Source organism: Vibrio sp. MMH1-50, from assembly GCF_022347645.1.
GTDB lineage: Bacteria > Pseudomonadota > Gammaproteobacteria > Enterobacterales > Vibrionaceae > Vibrio > Vibrio harveyi.
On record NZ_JAKRGG010000003.1, the window covers coordinates 58,005 to 82,103 of the forward strand.

16 protein-coding genes and 1 riboswitch are annotated in these 24,099 nt (G+C 45.6%); of the genes, 11 read left to right on the forward strand and 5 right to left on the reverse strand.

The genetic code is table 11. From position 1 onward, the window contains the following. Positions 1-482 precede the first annotated feature (482 nt). On the reverse strand, positions 483-3,959 hold the full coding sequence (gene recC, locus MHO32_RS03650; protein WP_239210722.1) for an exodeoxyribonuclease V subunit gamma: 3,477 nt from the start codon (positions 3,957-3,959) through the stop codon (positions 483-485). A gap of 359 nt (positions 3,960-4,318) precedes the next feature. On the opposite strand from recC, the gene MHO32_RS03655 reads away from it, so the two are divergent. Next, a complete protein-coding gene (locus MHO32_RS03655; RefSeq protein ID WP_045488863.1) occupies positions 4,319-6,142 on the forward strand; it encodes a DUF3413 domain-containing protein in 1,824 nt (607 codons plus the stop codon). Between the two features lie 183 nt (positions 6,143-6,325). Here the strand turns inward: MHO32_RS03655 and MHO32_RS03660 are convergent, their stop codons facing one another. Continuing rightward, complete coding sequence (locus MHO32_RS03660) at positions 6,326-7,300, reverse strand: TDT family transporter (RefSeq protein ID WP_005450908.1); 975 nt, start codon at positions 7,298-7,300, stop codon at positions 6,326-6,328. A 112-nt stretch (positions 7,301-7,412) separates the two neighbouring features. Between MHO32_RS03660 and MHO32_RS03665 the strand changes: the two genes are divergently transcribed. The 5 genes from MHO32_RS03665 (at position 7,413) to dapD (ending at position 12,336) form a co-directional block, all read left to right on the forward strand. Beyond that, positions 7,413-8,330 (forward strand): LysR substrate-binding domain-containing protein, encoded by a 918-nt coding sequence (locus MHO32_RS03665; protein WP_005450906.1) that lies wholly within the window; start codon positions 7,413-7,415, stop codon positions 8,328-8,330. Between the two features lie 159 nt (positions 8,331-8,489). Further along, on the forward strand, positions 8,490-8,789 hold the full coding sequence (locus MHO32_RS03670; RefSeq protein WP_005380208.1) for a YebG family protein: 300 nt from the start codon (positions 8,490-8,492) through the stop codon (positions 8,787-8,789). 156 nt (positions 8,790-8,945) lie between these two features. Next, positions 8,946-9,021: riboswitch (Fluoride riboswitch) on the forward strand. Between the two features lie 260 nt (positions 9,022-9,281). Next, complete coding sequence (locus tag MHO32_RS03675; RefSeq protein ID WP_005450903.1) at positions 9,282-9,974, forward strand: iron-sulfur cluster assembly scaffold protein; 693 nt, start codon at positions 9,282-9,284, stop codon at positions 9,972-9,974. 23 nt (positions 9,975-9,997) lie between these two features. Continuing rightward, positions 9,998-10,981 (forward strand): GGGtGRT protein, encoded by a 984-nt coding sequence (locus tag MHO32_RS03680; RefSeq protein ID WP_005450901.1) that lies wholly within the window; start codon positions 9,998-10,000, stop codon positions 10,979-10,981. Positions 10,982-11,304: 323 nt separating this feature from the next. Next, positions 11,305-12,336, forward strand: coding sequence for a 2,3,4,5-tetrahydropyridine-2,6-dicarboxylate N-succinyltransferase (gene dapD / locus MHO32_RS03685; RefSeq protein WP_005391708.1), 1,032 nt, complete (start codon positions 11,305-11,307; stop codon positions 12,334-12,336). A gap of 396 nt (positions 12,337-12,732) precedes the next feature. On the opposite strand, the gene glpQ is transcribed toward dapD, so the two are convergent. Together glpQ and glpT are read right to left on the reverse strand one after the other, a co-directional pair. Next, positions 12,733-13,788, reverse strand: a complete 1,056-nt coding sequence (glpQ, locus tag MHO32_RS03690; protein WP_239210671.1) for a glycerophosphodiester phosphodiesterase — start codon at positions 13,786-13,788, stop codon at positions 12,733-12,735. 53 nt (positions 13,789-13,841) lie between these two features. Further along, a complete protein-coding gene (glpT, locus tag MHO32_RS03695; RefSeq protein ID WP_009707471.1) occupies positions 13,842-15,209 on the reverse strand; it encodes a glycerol-3-phosphate transporter in 1,368 nt (455 codons plus the stop codon). 873 nt (positions 15,210-16,082) lie between these two features. On the opposite strand from glpT, the gene MHO32_RS03700 reads away from it, so the two are divergent. From MHO32_RS03700 to mltC, 5 genes are all read left to right on the forward strand, one after another. Beyond that, positions 16,083-16,937 (forward strand): MIP/aquaporin family protein, encoded by an 855-nt coding sequence (locus MHO32_RS03700; protein ID WP_005450895.1) that lies wholly within the window; start codon positions 16,083-16,085, stop codon positions 16,935-16,937. Between the two features lie 58 nt (positions 16,938-16,995). After that, the gene (gene glpK / locus MHO32_RS03705; RefSeq protein ID WP_005450894.1) at positions 16,996-18,513 is read left to right on the forward strand and encodes a glycerol kinase GlpK; all 1,518 of its coding nucleotides are present in this window, start codon (positions 16,996-16,998) and stop codon (positions 18,511-18,513) included. Positions 18,514-18,703: 190 nt separating this feature from the next. Then, positions 18,704-19,495 (forward strand): DeoR/GlpR family transcriptional regulator, encoded by a 792-nt coding sequence (locus tag MHO32_RS03710; protein ID WP_005450892.1) that lies wholly within the window; start codon positions 18,704-18,706, stop codon positions 19,493-19,495. A gap of 179 nt (positions 19,496-19,674) precedes the next feature. Continuing rightward, positions 19,675-21,234: a glycerol-3-phosphate dehydrogenase gene (glpD, locus tag MHO32_RS03715; protein ID WP_050932214.1), complete on the forward strand. Its 1,560-nt coding sequence runs from the start codon at positions 19,675-19,677 to the stop codon at positions 21,232-21,234. A gap of 176 nt (positions 21,235-21,410) precedes the next feature. Then, entirely contained in the window at positions 21,411-22,523 is a 1,113-nt protein-coding gene (mltC, locus tag MHO32_RS03720; protein WP_239210673.1) for a membrane-bound lytic murein transglycosylase MltC, read from the forward strand. Between the two features lie 318 nt (positions 22,524-22,841). Here the strand turns inward: mltC and MHO32_RS03725 are convergent, their stop codons facing one another. Continuing rightward, on the reverse strand, positions 22,842-24,026 hold the full coding sequence (locus MHO32_RS03725) for an NnrS family protein (RefSeq protein ID WP_050903545.1): 1,185 nt from the start codon (positions 24,024-24,026) through the stop codon (positions 22,842-22,844). Positions 24,027-24,099: the final 73 nt, after the last annotated feature.

Sequence of the window (24,099 nt, forward strand, 5' to 3'; positions counted from 1 at the left end):
TATTTAAACCTTTGTGAGATCTCACTCACGGTTATCATTACGGAGTACCGTTAGTATGCGCCTCACGAGATAAGCCAAGCCATTCAGGCGGCTACACTCAAACGAATCATGGTCCCTCTGACCTTGTGGCCGTACAGCGAACGCCCTACAAAAAATAATGATTTTCTGGCGGCCACCCTACTCTCTTCTTTATCTAAATAATCCAACTTATTCTTATACCCAAGTGACTTCAAGATACAGGATTCAGAGCGTTGTCACTGATTCCCTGTTTATCGAAAATAAGCAAGGAAAACAACGCTGTGTAATAGATTGCTCTTTCCAAGTTGTTTGACGATGAAATTGCTTCAGTGACACGCTCCCGAAGGGCGAGTTGTCTTGGCTCGTATACTTCGTTGACGATTTTTAATTTAGAGCCACTAGATCTTCAAATCATCGCCTCGCCTACAAGCCAAGTCAATCTCGCTGAACCAAGCATCTTGAGGTTACTTGGGTATACTTTCAGCATCCATCGCCGTCAATCTTGCGCCTTGAAGAACCAATGCAGTCAGTGTGCGAACTTCTGCTGCAAGCTCATCATTCCAAGCAGACCAAATACGCGAAATATACGCATTGTTTCCTTCGCCTGGGCTCATGTACCCATCATTGAATGCGTCCGCCATTTTCTTCAGCGATTTCTCTTCGTCATCAGCCCAGTGGCCACGACTAAAGCCCGCCTCGACACACGCCAGTGCTGTTTTCGGGAAATATGGCAATGGCTTAGTCATGCCTTCAAAAAACAGACGTACTAATTCAGCAAGAAATTGTTTCGCTTGCTCAGCGTCTGCCATTGCAGGGTAAACTAAATGCACCGCGCCTTCCTTGCGGTCATAACCGATAACGTGGGTCTTTCTAGCCTGACCAGAGGCAGACATAGCAAGATGATCAATCCATGCAGCTAGGTAATCCTGCGCACGAATTTTACCGCTTCGGTAGCGAATCAACCCAGACTGATAACACTGAGTTAGCCAACCGGTTAGACGGATGTTTTTTCCTTCACCAAGCACATCGAAGGTAAGGTCGATTTCTAAATCGTCTTGCGGTGCGCCGGATAAAAACGCCAACTTATCCACCAGCTCTTCCGCTTGCACGCGGTTGGTTTCAAACTCGATATCACCAAATGCGCCAACCGGTAATTTGCCCTGCGCGCGTTGCTCACTCATGAAGTGCTTGAGTACGTCTGCTTTTGCGGACGGTTGAGTAATGGCGGTTTCGAGCAAGGTTTCTAATAACTCATCGCGCATCTGATAGCTTTCTAAGCCACCTAAAACAAACGGCTCATCGTCTTCCATCACAGGTAACGGCGGCTCGAACATCACTTTCAAACGACGGTTAAAGAAATACTGCACAGGCAAACGCCAGAAGCGTTGTAATTCCACCAAATCCAATTCGATTGGGAAGGTTGCGCCAAGCAAGTAATCATCCAATGCGCGGTTAAACTCGCCACGTGCATGACCTTGCGATTGATTGCTTTGGGTCAACGCAGCTGGAATCCACTCTTTGGCATAGCTTGAATGAGAACCTTGGAATGCGCTTGGGCTGAATGGCACCATGGCATGTACGTTCACTAACTCGTTGAGTAGTTTATCTCCGGAGTCATCGACAGGCTGGTCTTGATCGCCATCTAGGCAGTAGTTCTGATGGCAATATTCCATCAACTCCGACACCAGCACAGACGGCACGCGCTCAGTGTTGTCTTGGATAGAACGTCCAACATAACTGATGTACAAACTTTGCTGTGCAGACAGCACGGCTTCTAAGAATAGGTAACGGTCATCGTCTCGACGTGAACGGTCGCCCGGTTTAGTACGCCCTGTCATTAGGTCAAAACCTTCTGGTGGCATTGAGCGCGGGTACACACCATCGTTCATACCGAGTAAACATACGGTTCTAAATGGGATCGAGCGCATCGGCATCAGCGTACAGAAGTTCACTTGTCCAGCAAGGAAGCGCTGGCTGACCCGCGTCCCTGACAGCTTGTTTTGTAGATACTGGCTAACAATGGAAGGCGACAAGGCATCATCAAATGCCGCATCAGCTAGCTGTTCTTTCAGTTGGCTCAGGGTATCTCGAATGGACTTGAGCGCCATTTCCCCTTCTAGCTCAACGGAGAAGAAGTCATCCAACATCGCCACCAAGGTTTCACGCCATGCATCAATCGACTGAACATGGGAAAGTTTGCAGCGATATTGGCTAATTTGTTGAATAAAGTGGGCTAACTTACCAGCAAGTTCTGCGCCCATGCCTTGCACTTCATTGTATGGTGAGAGGCTACCTTCTTGCGCTTCAAACAAACCGGCAGATTCTGGCATCGCGTAGCCTAATAACATACGCTGAATACCAAATTGCCATGTGTTTTGGCGTGTTTCTGGCAGTTCAAATTCGCTGCCCGTATGGCTATCTAGCCCCCAGCGAATGCCGGATTCTTCTACCCATTGTTTGACTTGAAGGAAATCATCTTCGCTTAAGTCGAATCGCTTCAAAATCGCCGGCGTTTCTAACAACTCAAGTAATTCAGAAGCCAAACAACGTGTATTCGGTAAATTAACAAGTTGCATGAAAGCCGCCAAAATTGGGCTTTCTTGATCGGCCGTTCGGTCTGAAATCGAGTAAGGAATAAATCGCTCACCCGGCGCATTGCCGAACACCGCCTGAATCGCAGGGCTGTAGGCATTGATGTCTGCCACCATGACAATAATATCGCGCGGTTTCAGTGTCGGATCGGCATCGAACATCGCCAGAAGCTGGTCATGTAGCACTTCCACTTCTCGCATTGGGCTGTGGCAAGAGTGCAAGCTCAGAGATTTATCACCCAAACTCACCACTTGTTTGTGCTGACTGCTGTCGATTTGCTCGTCGTCTTGGTGCTCTTCTAAATTAAGAATGTCAGCTTGAAGTTGATGGAGCAGACTGTCGCGCTCAACATCAACAAAAGCTTCTATCTCATGGGATTCAAGCTGCGACAACAGATACATGTTATCGCGTCCAAGTTTGCCCATCGAAGCCAACAAACTGTTACCCACCACATCGGTATGCAGCTCATCCACCACGTTTTCTTCTAGTGAACCTTTTAACTGCTCAGTCTCACCTTGCACTTCAGAATGGTCTTCTTGCCACACCACGTGCTGACGATGTTTTGCTGCTAAGCGAGCTAGGAATTTACGGTCGCGTACTTCACCCCAATAATAACGGCAGGGGTTAGTAAACATTAGATGGACATCAATATGTTCACCAATGGCTTTTAGCGCATCCATGTAACGTGGTGGCAGTGAAGAGATACCAAACACAAACAGACGCTTCGGCAGATGATCAAAATTGCCGTTGAAGTTTTCTAGCGTATCAATGAAGTGTTCGTACAAATTGGCACGATGATAAGGCGATTGCCCAAGAGTAACCGTGTGGTCGTACAATGCTTGCCACAAAATCGGCTGCCATGGATGCTCGTCTTCAAGTTCAGGCACCGTTTCTCCTGCTTCCCAGCTTGCAATCCACTCTGGGCGGTACACCAAATAGCCATCAAAGATATCGGCAATTTTCTCTGCTAATTGATACAGCTTGGAGTTGTCACTGTCGTCTTGAAGATAACGTGCCAAAGGTTCGAATGACGCTTCGTTCAACAAACCCGGAAGCAAATGCATCAGCTTCCACGTCATGGCCTCTTTGTTGAAGGCACTGCGCTTTGGCACATCAGCCAATACTTGGGTAAACATTTCCCAGATAAAGGTCGCTGGCAGCGGAAACTCTAGGTTTGCCGCAACACCAAACTCTTTCGCCAATTCCATTTTTAACCACTGAGACATACCCGGGCTCTGCACCAGAATTTGCTCTTTTTCGAATGGGTTTTCTAATGGGTTGATGCGAATCAGTTCAACAAGAAGTGATTTGAGAACATCGACCTGATTGGAGTGATAGACAGTAAACAAAGTAAGTGCACCGAATGCCAATGGAAACTGCTAGCAAGCTTAGCACAGCCGCATTTATTCCTAGAGCGATCTCGATAGCTTAAATAACAAAAGGTTAGAGAACACTCAAACTGTGCTCAAATAACCAACAACTGACATTTGTAAGCAACGTCTTACACGCAAATACAAAGCGTGACATCAGTCACAAGTATTTCATGATAAAAAACACTGTTTTATAATCATCACAAATTTTTATAACAATACCCATCATATTGAATATTGGTTTGAAACCAACAATTGGAGGCGAAATTGCACCTCTCTTCGGTGGATATCCACTCTAAGTTCAATTAAATGGGCGAGAAATACTGGAATATCAAAGTATGTTACGCAAACTTTCTTCTAATAGTGCTTGGCTGATGGCTTTTTTTGCCTGCTTTGCTCTTTATCTGTCGATCGCTTGTTACCCATTTTTGCTGTCAAATAGCCAAGCAGAACCGCTCACATTTCTGCAAAAGTACTACTTAATCGCGACACAACTAGGCTGGCTGGGATTGATTGCTATGCCAATGATGTTAGGTTGTTTATTGCTGTCCTTTCTGCCGACACGCATGTTCAAAGTCGTTGTGATCGCCATTGCAATCGCAATCTTGATCATGCTGAAAGTCGATATCCTCGTTTTCCAGCAATACAAACTGCACATCAATGGTCTACTGATCCGCATGTTCTTTGAAGGCGGTCGTGACGTATTTGAAATCTCTTGGATGAGCTGGCTGATCTTTGTTAGCGACATTGCACTGCTTATCATTGGTCTCGCATGTACCGTTTGGCTTAGTCACAAACTTGTTCAGAGCCGGGGGAAGTTTATCCTGCTCAGCATTTGGTTTGCTTTGCTGCTAAGTAGCCAGATGATCCACGCTTATAAAAATGCGCTCTACGATGATGAAGTCAGCCAATTTTCAAATAACTGGCCACTGTATTACCCACTCACTGCACGCCAATTTATCTACCGTCACGGTTTAGTTGACCAAAGCATCGCATCTCAAAACCGAGTAGAACTCAAGAATATTGAAAGCAGTTCACTCAATTACCCATTGGCGCCTATTAAAGTCGAACGTAAAGATAAACAACCTAATGTCCTTTTCATACTGGTTGATGCGTGGCGCTACAGCGATGCAACACCTGACATCATGCCAAATGTCAGCAAGTTCACCGAAAAAACGGTCAACTTCTCTCAACACATGAGCGGTGGTAACTCTACTCAAGCGGGCATTTTCAGCCTGTTCTACAGCTTACCAGCAACGTATTGGAACAGCTTTTATGCGAGTCAGAAATCGCCTGTATTCATGGATACATTGCAAAACCAAGGCTATCGAATGGGCATTTTTGGCTCCGCACCATTAACCAGCCCACCTTTGTCTCGCACTGTCTTTAAGAAGGTGAAAGATCTTACGTTAAAGCAGACTGGCGAAACACAAATCGAACGAGATCAACAGATCACCGATGAGTTTATTCAGTTTCAAAAGCAGGATAGCGACAAACCATACTTTAGCTTCTTGTTTTATGACTCTGCCCACGGCACCAGTTTCCCAGAACCTGAATTTGCCAAATTCAAACCTTACTGGGAGCGCGTCGATCATATTCTGCTCGATAACGATTTTGACGCCTCGCTTTACCACAACCGCTATAAGAACTCGTTATATTTCATTGATAGTTTGATCGAAAAAGTTCTGAAAAACGTTGATCTGGAGAACACCATTATCGTGATTACCTCCGATCATGGGGAGGAATTTAACGATCATAAAATGAACTACTGGGGTCATACGGGTAACTACAGTGATACTCAAGTACACGTGCCGCTGTACGTTTATCTGCCAGATCATCAGCCGGAACAAATTAATTACCGCACAACGCACTTTGATATCGTGCCAACCCTAATGAACGAGCTATTCGACGTTAAAGGGGAAACCCAATCTTACAGTGTAGGACGAGACTTGTTTGACAATTGCGTTCCGCGAGATTGGTTCATCGCTGGAAGCTATTACAACTATGCGCTGGTAGGTAAAGAAACTATGTTAGTGGTAAACCCTGGTGGGCACTCTCAGCAACTCAATAACCAATTGAAAGTTGATAACGAACACCAAGTACCAGTGAACGCCATCCAACAATCGTTGGATGAAATGTCGCGCTTTTACAACAAGGGATAACCAGTCCCTAGTTTGATGGATTAGTATTGTGTCGAACTTTCCTGCCACCCTATTCGGGTGGCTTTTTTATCGACTCGTCAACATAGAATCTATTCGTCGACGTATAACCTAGTCTACCAATATAAAAAAAGCCTCTTGGCGAGAGAGACCAAAAGACTTTGCTTTACGAGTAAAACTTCAGCTTTATGCGTGATGTGTGGTCATCAAGCGTGGTTGAATGAGCAAGTTATTGATGTATTGCAAACCTACGTAAGTCACCACAATCGTTGCCACAATTAATTCGATGCCTGCTAGACCACGAACTTGTTGTACATAGTGCGCTGCTAGACCATTTGCTTCCATCCAATTTGCTGTTTTGAACAGAGCTGTCGCACCAATCACCATTGGGAAGGTAAACGCTGCATAGCCAGGGCTAAATGGCAGTCTTAGCAGTTTAAAGAAAGCTAAGTAGATGATGGCTGTCATCAATACCGCGATACCAAACAATAGAGCAATAATCACTGGTGAAGGCGTCGCTGTTACAGTTAGGTAACCGGCCAACGATAGGCTTGCTGGTGCCGCCATGATTGCCATTGTTGGTTTTGCTGCATCTGGAATTTCATGAGTGAACATGAAACGGTAGATCATCATTGGCAGCATCACAGCATAAGCCACCATACCGAAGATCAATGCACCATGTGCAATTGGTGCAAGCACTGGGTTACCAGAGAAAGACACGTCTGCAACGATAATACCCACTGGCGGTACAAACCAGCTTGGCACCATGTGGTGTAGTTCGAAGTCTTTCGCGCGGTGGTACAAAAAGCTCACAAGGAACACGATATGTAAAGCTACCGCCACTAACCAAAGCACGTCACCTGCAACAGAGAAGAAATGCCCTAGTGAGTTTGAAACCACCATAGTTCCCATTGCGAAAGTTGGAACGACACTACCCACCACAGGGTGCGCAAGATCTTGTCTTAACAAGTGATTGTGAAAAAGAAATTTAACCGCCAAGATTGCTAGCAATACACTTGCAATACCTGCGCTAATCCACTGTCCATAGCCATGTAATTCGGCGAAGTTTTCCCAACTCCAACCCAAGCTCGCAATACCAAGAGCCAGACCCGCCATTGGGGTTGGTGCTCCCATTACTTTTGCTTTTGTTCTTTGAATCATTACGACCTCAAAATCTAGGCTAACTTTCTATGGGGTGTATATTACTCTTGCACTTCGTTCCAATATATCTAATTATTTAAAACTAACGTTCAGATTTACTTAACGGAATATCATGCCTAGTCATATCTCTCTTAAACAACTGAAAGTTTTTACTACGATCACTCAGCACAAAACGCTGACAGCGGCTTCAGAAAGCCTGTTTCTTTCGAAAGCAGCGGTAAGTATGGCGCTGTCTGAGTTAGAGAAACAAATCGGACATCACCTATTTGACCGGGTGAACAACCGCTTAATTCTCAACCAAGAAGGACAAAAACTTTTGCCCCTCGCGGATGAACTCCTCAACCGAGCTCGGGATATTGAGAGTGTGTTCGATGGCGACCAAACCTTATCAGGGCTGCTTCGCATCGGTGCCAGTGACACCATCGGCAACCAAGTTGCGCCTTACCTGTTAAGTGATTTTCGTGATGAAACGAATCACCAATCACAGAGTTTGTTCATCTCCAACTCTGCCCAGATTTGTGACATGTTGATCGCTTACGAACTCGACATCGCGCTCATTGAGGGCAAGACCATACACCCAGAGCTAGAATCAACGCAATTCAGCGAAGATGAAATGTGTGTGATTTGTCCACCTGATTACCCTAACTATGACGAAGGACCTATCAGCCTAAATGAACTCGAAGACACCGAGTGGATTCTGCGTGAAGCTGGTTCTGGTTCTCGAGAGTTTTTTATGCGCGTTATCGCTCCGCGTTTAGAGCATTGGCATGAGGCTTTTCAGCTCAACACTACTGAAGCGCTGATCAATTCGGTATCTGCTGGGCTTGGTTTAGGTTGTTTGTCGCGCTTATCCGCAGAACCTGCAATTCGCGATGGTCGAGTGAAGATGCTCAACATGCCTTTGGATATGAAGCGCCGCTTCTGGCTTTTGATCCACAAAGAGAAGTATCAAAACCCACTTCTGCGCACGTTTATTGAATTCTGCCAAAATTGGGAACGCCCAGAGAACCCGCACCTTAAAGATGACTAGTTCGAGGTGGATAGTTCAAGGTAGAGAATCCAAGGTAGATAGCTCAAATGCTGGTCAGTTAGTTGTACCCGGCTCTCATTCTGAGGCTTGTAGCTAGACTTAATTGGTCAAAAACTGTATAAAAAGCCAGTATAAATTCATCAAGTTAGAGGACCAACCATGGCTGTAATCGTCAAGTACGTGGTAGAACGCAATGGAGAAGAGAAAATGACTTTTACCTCTAAAGCGGAAGCTGACGCATACGACAAAATGCTGGATATGGCGGACGAGTTATTCTCACTGCTAGGTAAAAGTGAACTTCTAGAAGACGAAGGTAAGCAAGAAGATCTTGCAATGTTCCTTGCGCAAAACAAAGAAGAAGTACTTTACGCTTTGGGTGCAAAACGTAAGCCTGCGCCAAAAAAAGCAAAGAAGCTTGAAGCTGTTGAAGAAGATAGCGAACAAGAAGACGCTGCATAAGCCTCTCATTTGTTTCAAAAAAACGTCGCACCATGCGGCGTTTTTTTATGCGTTGCATTAATCGCCATATATCTCTGAGAATATAAAGAACCGATTTAATATCCCAAATTGCTCTAAATTTCATGTTGCAGATTAGTGTGACTTAGATCTAATCTAAATGGGCACGGTGATGGGGTACCACCGGAATCGAAAGATTCAAACCGCTTTTAAAGCTGATGACTCCTACAGAAACGAGAACAGGTAAGCCCTGTTGGAAGTACTTTTGCCTCTAGTGTAAAAGTAAGAGTTCTGTAGTGAGCAATTCAACTCTTCTCCAACCCCGCTCCTGTTTTCTCAAAAATTAAAAAGATATCCAAAATAGTTGTTAACTCAACAAGGCGACAAACGCGTAAGCCTCCTGAACATAGTTTTTCTATTTGATGGAGCGAATAAGAGCAGTCAACGCCGTTGAGTCTGACCAATATGCTGGATATCGTACACTGGGAAAACATTATGCAATACTCACACGAAATCCAATCAATGTGCCCGATTCAACGCGGCGATCTTCATGCTTCTGCACCGATCCCTGTTGAAGGCGCAATGATCAATCCAAAAGACGTTATCGCGATTTCCGGTCTTAGCCACGGCGTTGGTGCTTGTGCTCCTCAACAAGGTGCAGCAAAACTGACCCTTAACGTCAAAAACGGCATCATCGAAGAAGCTTTGATCGAAACGATCGGCTGTTCAGGCATGACTCAATCTGCAGCGATGGCCGCAGAAATCCTAACCGGTAAAACCATTCTTGAAGCACTCAACACTGACTTAGTGTGTGATGCTATCAACGTCGCGATGCGCGAAATCTTCCTTCAATTTGTTTACGGTCGTACTCAATCTGCTTTCTCTGAAGGCGGCTTGGAAATTGGCGCGGCACTGGAAGATCTTGGTCAAACTCAACGCAGCCAAGTGGGTACAAGCTACTCAACCAAAGCAAAAGGCGTGCGTTACATGGAGTTAGCTGAAGGCTATGTAACCAAACTCGCGCTAGACGAAAACAAAGAAGTGATTGGTTACCAATATCTCAACCTAGGCAAGATGATGAAAGCCATCAACGAAGGCGTATCTGCAGCAGAAGCAGCAGAAAAAGCAACGGGCACTTACGGTCGTTTTGACGAAGCCGTAACGACTATTAACCCACGCCAACAATAATTGCCACCAAGAGGAAAGAGATTATGAACACTCCAATTACTGAATCTGTACGTCGCACATTAGACGAAATGCAACTTTCTTCTCTGGAAGCGGCTTACCAATACTGTATGGATCGTGGTATCGACCCTAAAGCACTAGTGATGGACACTCAACCTATCGCGTTTGAAAGCGCGGCAGATGCCTACACACTGGGCACCGCTTTGGCGATTTTCCGCGGAGCAAAAACAGCAGAAGAAGCAGCAAACATCATCGGTGAAGGTCTTCAGGCGTGCACTAAACCCGGCAGCGTGGCAGAGCAACGCCAAGTGGGTATCGGTCACGGTGCATTGGCGGCTCGTCTATTGAATGAAGAAAGTGGCTGTTTCGCTTTCCTTGCCGGTCATGAGTCATTCGCAGCAGCAGAGGGCGCAATCAAAATCGCACTAAACGTGAACAAATCACGCAAAAATCCGTTGAAAGTGATCCTGAATGGTTTAGGTAAAGACGCCGCTTACCTAATCTCACGCATCAATGGTTTCACTTACGTACGCACTCAATACAACTACCAAACTGGTGAGTTAGTGGAAGTAGAACGTCGCCGTTTCTCCCAAGGTCCACGTGGTGAGATCCTTTGCTACGGTGCAGACGATGTACGTGAAGGCGTGGCTATCATGCATAAAGAACAAGTGGATGTGAGTATCACTGGTAACTCAACCAACCCGACTCGCTTCCAACACCCAGTAGCAGGCATCTACAAAGCAGAACGTAACCGTGAAGGCATGCCTTACTTCTCTGTGGCATCAGGCGGTGGTACTGGTCGTACTCTACACCCAGATAACGTGGCGGCAGGTCCTGCCTCTTACGGTATGACCGATACCATGGGTCGCATGCACGCCGATGCACAATTCGCAGGTAGCTCTTCAGTACCTGCACACGTAGCGATGATGGGCTTCATCGGTATGGGCAACAATCCAATGGTAGGTGCAACTGTTGCACTTGCCGTAGCCGTCGGTGAACTTAGCCTTTAAGCCGATTTAATCGCTTTCTATCCAAAGCGATTAAATCCAACAAACCCAGTGTAGGGGGAGTGACTTCGGTCCTCCCCTTATTTTTTGCTGCGCCCCTTTTCCAACTTCACTTTGTCTTTACCCCAAATCGGTCTGAGAAGGCTTTTGCGACACATTTCTCATCAGACAAACATATCTCTAAAAAGACAAAAGGTATCCATCTACAGACTTTCTCCATTTCCCCTCTTTAAACTCCCCAACACTCTCTTTATGATGACTGACAACTTAATTATTTCTTGTCAGTGAACAGACGAGACACAAGACTCAACACATGGAGATCAACTATGGCTTTCTTCTCTCTAGCCTTTGGTACGGCAACTAAAAATCGCGACGGCAAAATCATCGAAGCGTTTTTCCCAAACCCAGTTCTTAACCCAAGCGAAGCGCTTGTTAACGCACTAGCAGCAGTAGCAGGTTACGAGCAAGGCAACCAAGCTATCGAGATCTCTGCAGCACAAAGCGCAGAACTGGCAGCAGCATTTGAAGCAAACGGCGATGCGGCAAACGCTTCTTTCGCAGCAAAAGCAGCAGAATCAGCACAACCACTTGTACTGGTTATCCTTGCAACTGACGAGCAGCCACAAAGCGTTGCTGAAGGTTTCCTAAAACTTCAACTTATCTCTAACCGCCTAGTTCAACCACACGGTACGGTACTAGACGGTATCTTCGGTCTACTACACAACATCGCATGGACTAATGAAGGTCCAATCGACCTACCTGAACTGGCAGAGCGTCAAATCGAAGCTCGCCTAGCGGGTCGTGCACTAAGCGTAGATTGCGTAGACAAGTTCCCTAAAATGGTGGACTACGTGGTACCAACTGGTGTTCGTATCGCTGACACTTCTCGCGTACGTCTTGGCGCACACGTTGGCGAAGGCACAACGGTAATGCATGAAGGCTTCATCAACTTCAACGCGGGTACAACTGGCGTGAGCATGGTAGAAGGTCGTATCTCTGCTGGCGTAGTGGTTGGTAACGGTTCTGACATCGGCGGTGGCGCATCTATCATGGGTACGCTATCTGGCGGCGGTAAAGTTGTAGTTTCTATCGGTGAAAACTCTCTACTAGGCGCAAACGCAGGTCTTGGTTTCCCAATGGGTGACCGTTGTACTATCGAATCAGGTCTATACGTAACCGCTGGCTCTAAAGTGCGCATGCTAGATTCTGCAGGCCAAGAAGTAGAAGTAGTAAAAGCACGCGATCTTGCTGGTGTTTCTGACCTACTATTCCGTCGTAACTCTGTAACAGGTCAAATCGAGTGTCTTGCAAACAAGAGCGCGGTTGAACTGAACAGCGAACTGCATAAAAACAACTAATAAGAATACCCAAATAACCTCGAGATGCTTGATTCAGCGAGGCTGACTTGGCTTGCAGGCGCAGCAACGAGTTGAAGATCTAGTCAATCTAAATCAAAGCTCGTTAACAAAGCATGAAAGCCAAGACAACTCGCCCTTTGGGAGCGTGTCACTATCACGATTCCCACGTCAAATAACTTGAAAATAGCGAGCTATTTCACTTCGTCATTTTATCAGTGACCAGACTCTGAACTGAGCATCTTGAAGTCATTTAGGTATTGCAGTGAATTAGCCCTACGAAAAATCCCCCAACAGGAAACTGTTGGGGGATTTTTTATTGCCTGAGAGAGGGCACATTGTTACGACATGGCGTGTGACGTAATACTGAGAACTTCAAATACTCAGCTTTTTAGAATTTTACTTGTTCAGAAAGTTGACTGCTTTATCAGGGAAGTCAGTAAACAAACCATCCACTTTCACCTGATTGTAGAAGATGTCCATCATGCCATCGAAGCTGTCGGTGTAAGCAGGAATACGCCCTGGATCCGCGCGGAAAGTATAAGGATGCACTTGCAAACCCGCGTCTTTTGCCGCTTTCATCAAAGGTTTGATGATGATGTTATCCTTGGTTGATTTGTCATCCACCAACATTGGTTTCCAAGGACCGATCCCTTCCGCGTATTCCGCGACCTTCTTCATACCATTGGCTTCAAACATCCAGTCATAACTGTATGGTGTTGCCCTGTCGCCTTTATACTCCATGGTCTCGTTCCAATCGGTGTAAGCCATAAGCTGAACGAGCTTTAAATCCATGCCCATTGCGGGCATGAGTTCACTATTGATGCGCTGAAGCTCATTCGCATCAAAACACTGAAGGTATACTTTGTCGTCTTGCGAATCGTAACCGTATTGTTTTAAAACTTTAAGCACCGCTTTTGAGATGTCTTTGCCTTCATGACGATGGAACCACGGCGCTTTGATTTCCGGGTAAATACCGATGTCATAACCCAGCGTTTTGTTTAAGCCTTGGATCAGCTCAATCTCTTCAGCAAAAGTAGGTACGGTGAAGTCTGATTTCCACATTGGGAATCGTGTCGGATAGCCAGCAACCTTGTTACCTTTATCATCAATGTTAAAGCCTTCAGTGACTCGCAATGATTTGATTTCTGCCAACGTGAAATCAATCGCATAGTAACGACCATCTTTACGAGCACGATCCGGGAATCGCTCAGCTACATCGGTCACGCGATCGAGGTAATGATCATGCAATACAACGAGTTGATCGTCTTTGGTCATCACCACATCTTGTTCGATGTAGTCTGGTTTCATCGCGTACGCCAACGCTTTTGCTTCTAAAGTATGTTCTGGTAGATAACCCGATGCGCCACGGTGCGCGATAACAAGCGGTTGTGCAATAGCTCCAGCTGAGATGCTCAGAGCGAGAACCGTCATGCAAACTGACGTTGTTTTCATTGTTCTTTCCTTAGCTTATTGAAGGGGCAGTATTCCACCGCCCCTTTAATGATTTATGACGCCAATGCTTCTTTCTCACGCGCTTTTTGTTCATGGTGAGCACGCTCGCCAAGAAATGCGTAAGTTAGACAAACGATAGAGGTGATACATGAACCGATTAGGATGATAAAGCCGCCATCCCAGCCGAAGTGGTCTACTGTATAGCCAAGAATCGCGTTTGCCGCTACCGCACCACCCAAGTAACCAAATAAGCCAGTTAGACCTGCAGCCGTACCTGCCGCTTTCTTAGGAGCAAGCTCTAGCGCATACAAACCAATCAACATTACCGGACCGTAAATCAAGAAGCCGATTGCAACCAGCGCCATCATATCTACTGCTGGGTTACCTGCTGGGTTGAACCAGTAAACCAACACCGCTACGGTTACTAACGCCATAAATAGAATACCGGCAGGAGCACGACGACCTTTAAATAGCTTGTCTGAAATCCAACCACACAATAGCGTACCTGGGATACCAGCCCACTCGTATAGGAAGTAAGCCCAAGAAGATTTATCAACCGAGAAGTCCTTCGCTTCTTTAAGGTATACCGGCGCCCAGTCCAGCACACCGTAGCGGATCAGGTAAACAAACGCGTTCGCAATCGCAATTGACCACAACAACTTATTAGAAAAGACATACTTGAAGAAAATTTCCTTCGCCGTCATTTCTTTTTCGTGTGACTTGTCGTAATCATCAGGGTAATCGTCTTTATACTCTTCAATTGGCGGAAGACCACAAGACTGCGGTGTATCTCTTACGGTGAACCAAATAAAGACAGCTACGAGCGTGGCAAAAAATGCAGGTACATAGAAAGCGGTGCGCCAATCGTCGTTGAATGCCCAAAGACCAAGGATGAACAGCGGACCAATTAAACCACCACCCACGTTATGTGCCACGTTCCAAACCGACACTATCTCGCCACGCTCTTTGCGCGACCACCAGTGAACCATGGTTCGACCACAGGCAGGCCATCCCATACCTTGGAACCAACCGTTTAGGAACAATAGAATAAACATCGCTGTAATGCTGCCAGTAGCCCAAGGCATAAAGCCGAAGCAGAACATCACAAGCGCTGACATTAATAGACCGCCACTTAAAAAGTAACGAGGGTTTGAGCGGTCAGAAACACTGCCCATTAAGAATTTTGATAAACCGTAAGCAATAGATACCGCAGCTAAGGCAACACCTAAGTCACCACGACTAAAACCTTGTTCAATAAGATAAGGCATCGCCAAGCTAAAGTTTTTACGAACCAGGTAGTAGCCAGCGTAACCAACAAAGATGCCGATAAAGAGTTGCCAACGTAAGCGGGAATAAGTGCCATCGATCTTATCGGACGATAAACGATCGATGTGCGCCTTAGGTTTGAATATTCCAAACATAGGAACCTCATTAATAATGTGAGCGATGGTAGGGAGTATAAAATCGCGAACGAGCAAAAAGGAGTTTCGTTCGAAAGTGAATGCATTTTATGAAATTCGATTTTTATTTCTGTGACAAATGTTGCATAAGAATTAAATTTCAGTAAATACAGAAAATTAGAGGCTTTTAATTAGACTGCGCTTCCACTTTCTGCAGATTTCGTTACTGTCCACATAGAACACGAAGTGCGCAAACGAACAAAGTCAGCACAATATTAAGTGAATCAAGTGCTCAAATGACCACAAAAATGGATAAAAGGTGGAAGTTGAAGAGACGAAGCACGTGATTTAAGCCATCAAACGCCTCAATTGTGGCGTGTTGCAACAATGTCATCGCGTTAACAATTAGGGTCAACATAAGCCCACCGCTTCCAACGTACATTTAGAGGCCGTCTCCAAGCAAAAGATGGCATATTTGCTACGGGGAAACGGTCTTCTTTCTTTGAGATGGCGTAGCTCTTAGCAACGAGCGAATGAATATCAAAAATCCCTTATCACCATTAGTGTTAGCTAGCTCTTTAGGGTTAGTTTTCGACCAATAATCTGAGTATTTTCCCACCATTCGCGAAGCAGGTTCACAAAACTCCTCTTACCAGTTTGTGCATTGATTTTCACATCGGTAGTTTTAGTCTATCAAAGCAAAATTGAAGACCATAATTCGTTTTATCGAGTTTCCTTTTTGAGCAAAAGATGCGTCAATTAACAAAAACGAAGAGTTTGATTAACAAATTTATGCTCAAACGCTCATTTTTAGCGCTCGTTTGTTTTCGCAAACGTTTATATATGCACAATAGAACCGTGCTAGATAAGCATAAATATTAAAGGACTCTTAACATGACAACGAACAAACACCCCTCACTGCTCGGAGAATGTTTGGCCGAGTTTATCGGTACAGGATTACTTATCTTTTTTGGCGTAGGCTGTGTTGCTGCACTCGTTTTGACCGGGGCTCAATTTGGTCAATGGGAAATCAGTATTGTATGGGGCTTTGGCGTCGCCATCGCTATTTACTGTACTGCGGGCGTATCCGGTGCACACATCAACCCTGCCGTAACTATCGCACTGGCGATGTTCCATGGATTTGATAAGGCGAAAGTTGTGCCTTATATCATTGCGCAAATGCTAGGTGCATTTTGCTCTGCTGCTTTGGTCTACAGCTTGTACAGCAACCTCTTTACGGATTACGAAATCGCACACAACTTCGTTCGTAGCAGCCAAGACGCATTAGCCACAGCGGGCATTTTCTCGACTTACCCACATGCTTCTCTCTCTTTCTTTGGCGCTTTTGCTGTGGAATTCGTGATTACCGCAGTGCTGATGTTTGCCATTCTTGCTCTTGGTGATGAGAACAATGGCGCACCTCGCGGCGCGATGAACCCTCTACTGATCGGTATCCTAATTGCGGTAATCGGCGGTTCTCTAGGTCCACTAACAGGTTTTGCGATGAACCCTGCACGTGACTTTGGTCCTAAGCTGTTTGCCTACTTCGCAGGTTGGGATTATGCCCTGACTGGCGCGCGTGAAATTCCATACTTTATTGTTCCAATTCTTGCTCCTATCGCAGGTGCTTGCTTCGGTGGTTGGTTGTACCCGAAAGCGATTGCTGCATATCTGCCAAAGCAAGGTCACGGCTGTACTATCCCTAACCAGTGCGAAACCGAAGAAGAAGCAGAACAAGCGCAAGCTTAACCCCTACCAATTCGAACATTTACTAAAATATAAATAACGAAACAAAAGGATTCTTACCATGACTGAGCAAAAATACATTGTTGCCCTAGACCAAGGCACGACAAGCTCTCGTGCTGTCATTCTGGATCATGACGCGAATATCGTAAGCGTCGCTCAGCGAGAATTTACTCAGATTTATCCAGAGGCTGGTTGGGTTGAACATGACCCAATGGAAATCTGGGCAACTCAAAGCTCTACCTTGGTTGAAGCACTTGCGAAAACCGGCATCCGTAGCGACCAACTTGCAGGTATCGGTATTACCAACCAACGTGAAACGACGATTGTATGGAACAAAGAAACAGGCAAACCGGTTTACAACGCGATCGTATGGCAATGCCGCCGCACTGCCGATATTTGTGAAGAATTAAAAGCGCGCGGACTAGAAGATTACGTTCGCGACAATACAGGTCTGGTTCTAGACCCTTACTTCTCGGGTACAAAAGTGAAGTGGATTCTAGATAACGTTGAAGGCGCACGTGAAGATGCTGAAGCAGGCAAGCTGCTATTCGGTACTGTTGATACCTGGTTGGTTTGGAAGATGACACAAGGTCGCGTCCACGTAACCGACTACACCAATGCTTCTCGTACCATGCTGTTCAACATTAATGACCTATGCTGGGATCAAAAAATGCTGGATGAGATGGGCATCCCTGCATCCATGATGCCTGAAGTAAAACGCTCATCAGAAATTTACGGTCAAACCAACATTGGTGGTAAAGGTGGTACTCGTATCCCAATTGCAGGCATTGCAGGTGACCAACAAGCCGCTCTTTACGGTCAGATGTGTGTTGAAGCTGGTCAAGCGAAGAACACCTACGGCACAGGTTGTTTCTTGTTGATGAATACGGGTCAAGAGAAGGTAACATCGAAAAATGGCCTGTTGACCACGCTAGCATGCGGTCCAAAAGGTGAGCCAGCTTACGCCCTTGAGGGTGCGGTATTCATGGGTGGCGCTTCAATTCAATGGCTACGTGATGAAATGAAGATTCTGGCTGGTGCCGAAGATTCAGAATACTTTGCGACCAAAGTTGATACTTCAAATGGTGTTTACGTGGTTCCTGCGTTTACTGGTCTGGGCGCACCATATTGGGATGCTTACGCTCGCGGTACGATTGTCGGTCTAACTCGTGGTGTAAACTCTAACCACATTATCCGTGCAACTTTGGAAGGTATCGCTTACCAAACTCGTGATGTGCTGGATGCAATGCAAGCAGACTCGGGCATCAAGCTCGCGAACCTTCGTGTAGATGGCGGCGCAGTGGCGAACAACTTCTTAATGCAGTTCCAGTCTGATGTTCTTAATACCGAAGTTCACCGTCCTCAAGTAACTGAAGTGACCGCTTTGGGTGCAGCATACCTAGCCGGTCTAGCGGTTGGTTTCTGGAATAGCATTGATGAGCTGCAAGACAAAGCAGTGCTCGATCGCACATTCGAACCACACGATGATGAAGAAAAACGTAACCGTCGTTACAAAGGTTGGAAGCGCGCAGTCAAGTGTGCTCAAACTTGGTCTGAGCTTCACGACGAAGACGATTAATTTCTGATAAACGATTAGTTTCCCCCTGATTAATCGTAAAGAGCGCCGACTTGGCGCTCTTTTTTTGCGTTCGATCGCGGATTCCCTATTCCCACGACTTCTCACAATGCGCTAATTCGAGCACAATAGAGCGAGTTTCTATATTCGAATTTGAAGCATTGGCGATTACCAGTGCACAAGGGAGTGCTAAGTGAAGCAAATACCAAGACACCAACAGATTGTTGAGTTGGTGAAAAAACAAGGCTACGTCAGCACGGATGAGCTGGTAGAAAAATTTAATGTCAGTCCTCAAACTATCCGTCGCGACTTAAACGACCTTGCTGATGAAAACAAGATTCGACGCTACCACGGTGGTGCTACCATTCCTCTCAGTTCAGAGAACACGTCATATAACACGCGTAAAGCGCTTAACTTCAATGAAAAAGATGTCATTGCGGAAGAACTAGTAAAACACATTCCAGATGGCGCAACCTTGTTTATTGATATTGGTACCACGCCAGAAGCCGTCGCTCGAGCGCTCAATAAAAACCACAAACAACTTCGCGTGGTGACCAATAACATTAATGTTGCCACCATTCTTTTACCAAACCCAGAAATCAAAGTTATTTTGGCGGGCGGTGAAGTTCGCAACCGTGACGGCGGTATTGTCGGTGAAGCGACGCTCGATTTCGTCAAACAATTCCGCCTCGATTTCGGCATTTTAGGCATCAGTGGTATCGATTTTGATGGCTCGCTACTGGACTTTGATTATCATGAAGTTCGCGTTAAACAGGCAATTATTGATAACAGCCGCAGTGTGTTCCTTGCAGTTGACCATTCGAAATTTGGTCGCAATGCTATGGTGAAACTGGGCAATATCGCGCAATTGAACATGGTATTCACCAACAAACAACCACCAGAAGAGATTCTTGCGATTCTAAAAGATGCCTCGGTTCCCCTTGAAGTGGTTGATACACAAATAGAAAGATCTGAGAACGAATAGCAAATTACCTATCTTTCTATACGAATAAATGACCTCTGTCTTAATTAGGCAGAGGTTTTTTTGTGCCCAAATCACACAAAACGCTCATAAACGAAAATAAATAATGACCACAAACGAAACCTAAGCTAGGATAAACTCATGTTCTAAAATGCTCGTTCGCTCACCAAGAGGTCAAATTTATGAGTATCCAACAAAATGCTTCCACGACTAACGCATCCCCTACTTTAGACCTGATCGTGATCGGTGGCGGCATTAACGGGGCTGGTATTGCTGCAGATGCTGCTGGTCGTGGTTTAAGCGTCGGTTTGTACGAAGCTAATGACTTCGCATCGGCAACCTCTTCTGCAAGTTCAAAACTGATCCACGGCGGATTACGTTACCTTGAACACTATGAATTTCGTTTAGTTTCGGAAGCGCTCGCTGAACGTGAAGTGATCTTACGTAAAGCACCACATGTGGCTCTACCAATGCGCTTCCGTTTACCTCATCGCCCATTTTTACGCCCAGCTTGGATGATCCGCTGTGGTTTGTTCCTTTACGATAACTTGGGTAAACGAACCACACTGCCAGGCAGCAAAACTGTCAACCTAGCAAAATCAGGTCTTTTGAAACCTGAAATGAAAACCGGTTTCGAATACTCAGATTGTTGGGTAGACGATGCGCGCTTAGTCTTACTTAACGTTCTGGCTGCAAAAGAGAATAACGCAGAAGTTCGCAACTACTGCCGCGTAGAAAAAGCACACCGTGAAGGCGGCATTTGGCATGTCACTATTCATGACGTCACCACAGACCAACGTTTCGAACGTAAAGCGAAAGCTCTGGTTAACGCTGCTGGTCCATGGGTGAAACAGTTCTTTGATGAAGGATTAGAGCAAACCTCCCCTCGCAACATTCGTTTGATCAAAGGCTCGCACATCGTTGTTCCTCGTATCCACAACGAGCCGCAAGCCTACATCCTACAAAACAAAGATAACCGCATCGTATTTATGATCCCTTACTTAGATAAGTTCTCGATCATTGGTACCACAGATGTGGAATACAAAGGCGATCCGCGTGAAGTCGCGATCTCCGAAGATGAAGTCGATTACTTGATCGATATTGTTAACCAACACTTTGTCCACCAGCTAAGCCGCGAAGATGTGGTATGGACTTACAGTGGTGTACGCCCACTGTGTGATGATGAGTCTGACTCACCGCAAGCGATCACACGTGACTACACACTAGAGTTGGATGCTGAATACGACCACGCACCTTTACTTTCAGTGTTCGGCGGCAAGCTCACGACATACCGTAAGCTTGGCGAAGCGGCAATGAAGAAACTTGCACCTTACCTACCTGAAATGGGTAAAGACTGGACGGCAAACCAAACCCTTCCTGGTGGTAACTTCAGTTGCAGCCGTGAGCAACTTGCGAAAATGATTCATGCGAAATACTCGTGGGCATCAGAAGCAATGTTGCTGCGCTACGTGACTCAGTTTGGTACACAAACTTGGGATCTGATGGAAGGCTCTAACAGCGTAGAAGATCTTGGTCACTGCTTCTCAGAGCAAGCAAGTGGCGTATATCAACGTGAAATTGATTACTTGATGAATCACGAAATGGCGCTAACCGATGAAGACATCTTATGGCGTCGTACAAAACTTGGCTTATACATGAACGAAGAGGAGAAAATCGCACTGGCAGAATATCTAAAAGAGAAGCTGCAACAAAAGGTCGTTAGCCTCTCACAAGTAAGTTAAATTGGACTCTCCTAATACAAAGCCTGCACCCCGCAGGCTTTTTTTTTGGAGCTAAATTCTAATATCAACACCTTCTATCGAAAGCACAAAAAGTTTTAATTTCAGACAATTAACACTCTTACTTATTATTTTCTTCAGTCGGCAATTGCCCTCACCTCTAATTAAATCGGTATCCGATGAAGAAATCGCTATTCCTGAGCTTACTTCTCCTCAGTGGTTGCTCTGTTGCTCCTGAAGAAACACCACCTTGCGCATGTGATGACTACGTACCTCCCTATGTAAAGCCGCCAAGTGCATCTAACCAAGAGAATATCCAACAGTTACTGGCTTACATTGCGCAAAAAGCCAAAGATCGCTGGGGTGAAGATGAGTTCGTCGAAGCGGGAAAACACCGCTACGTGAAATACCTTGATGGTTATAGCACCCGCGCTCATATCGACTTCGAAGCGGGAAAAATCTACGTTTCGACAATTTCCCAATACCAGCCAACGGAAAAGCTACAAAAAGCGATTGTACAGACACTACTCATGCCTGCCGATCCAGCACATGCGGAGTTGTTTAGTGACAAGGAAGCGGTATTACGTGGTAAGCCTTTTTTATTGGGGCAAGTTCTCGATCACGATGGAAAACCGATTGAATGGGAATGGCGCGCCAATCGTTACGCAGACTACCTACTCGACAACAAACTGCAAAAGAAAGCCATCAAACACGGCAGTGCTTACTATGTCGAAATCAACATGGTGAAAGATCATCTAGAACAACGCGAATACCAGTACGCTGGCTTGATACGTGACGCTGCAAAACGATATGGTTTATCAGAAGATCTGATTTTCGCCGTGATCAAAACCGAAAGTAGTTTTAACCCTTATGCGGTTTCTCATGCTGGCGCTTACGGCTTGATGCAAGTGATCCCAAAAACAGCGGGTGCGGATGTGTTTAATTTAGTAAAAAACAAACCAGGTATTCCTACCAAAGAATACTTATTCGATCCTGCCAATAACATTGATACTGGTGCAGCGTATTTCTATATATTGAAAAACCGCTATCTACGAGACGTGAAACATCCAACCTCGAAGCACTTTAGTATGATTTCCGCCTACAACGGCGGCACTGGTGGTGTGCTTTCGACGTTTGATAGCGACCGTAAGCGTGCAATGAATGAACTTAACAGCCTCAACCCAACTCAAGTTTATGATGCATTAACCACTCAACACCCAAAAGGGGAAGCGAGACGCTATCTACAGAAAGTTCTTTATTTCCAGAAAGACTTCAGCCAAGGGAATATCTAATTTTACCTAGCCACAAAACGAAAAACGCCGCTTAGTTCCACGGAGGTATAGAACTAAGCGGCCATGTAATTACACGAAAGACACCTATGGGTCTAAAACGTCAATTGGCTAGTTAATCACTCATATTCATACGAGCAATAACAGATACAGAGTATCGAACTCCGCCTTTTCTGGCACGAGCAAAACTCAGATTAGAATTCAACGTTTTTCACATTCTTAATAATTTCCTTACTATTAATGGGTTATTTGCTGAAGCAACATCAAACAAAAAAGGCTTAGCATCTCGCCAAGCCCTTCTTCACTTTCATTTTTCTTCGATTATCCCGGATGACCATCCACACGCGGAGTTATCAACATCACACCAAAACGCCACACAAACATACCAAATGCAAGAATCCATAATGCTGCGCTGATATCAATCCAAAAGAACATCTGTGAAGGAGCAAATATCACACCTAAGCTTCTCGCTAACGCCGCAGCAATCACCGCCGCAAACGCGATACTCATGTTCGGACCTTTGTAAATCATACGTCCAGTGTGCCCCATGGTGACACGAGTAATCATTGCTAGGATTAAGCCACCTAGCGCACCAATCGCAAACAAATGAATCAAGTTGTGGTTGGCAAACGCGTTATCCCAGCAGCCACGTAGGATAAGACTTAAAGGCAGACACAAATAAGCCGCATGTAAAGACCAAACAAGTGGCTCGCTCAGAGTCAACCAAGGTTTCCAGCGTAAGAATCGAACCAATTGGGCGATACCAGCAAACAACATCAGCGGCTTCCCAAGTTCAGCAAACGTCACAGGGAAGAAACTCAGTACAAACAACATGACCAATGGTAGGTTGGCGAGCCAATCTAGCCACATCAGCGGTTGAGCTTTTTCAAAGTTGAAACGACGTGCAGTAAAGAAAGGGATTACTCGCCCACCCATGACAGAAAGCAGTAAAGTGAACCACCACAGCATTGCTTGCCACACAGCAGAAGAGGTAAATGGAGGCATACCTTTCACCGTGGCATAACTGGCAAAGTTCGCAAAGATTGCAAGTAAGAATAACGGAACAAAAAATAGGTTACGCCACCCTTTAGCACGATAAACTCGTATGCCGACCTCATACGCTACAAACAGTAAAAACAGCGCTTCAACACTGCTGGTTAACCAAAGTGGTGCAGGCGTCCAAAGTAGAACTCGAGGAGCAAGCCATAACAAAAACAAGGCTAGCAAAGTGTAGTGCTTCGTTCCATTGATCCCCGTCCAGTTTTGTACCGCAGTCAGAACGAACCCCACCACAATCGCCATAGAGAAACCAAACAGCATTTCATGCACATGCCACCACAAAGCCGGAACACTCAACGCGCTAGGCTGCCCTGTTTGAAACATCCATACCCACAACGCAATCGCGATGATGGCGTAAATAGAGCCAAACAGGAAAAACGGTCTAAACCCAAGTCGCAGCCATGCGGGGATTTTTTCTTCCACTTTTTTATCGGTGATATTCAGCATTGTGATGCCCTTACGTACCAATTCGTACTGTCGAAAAACTTAACGTCAGCGATCTTAACACAAACATGCATAA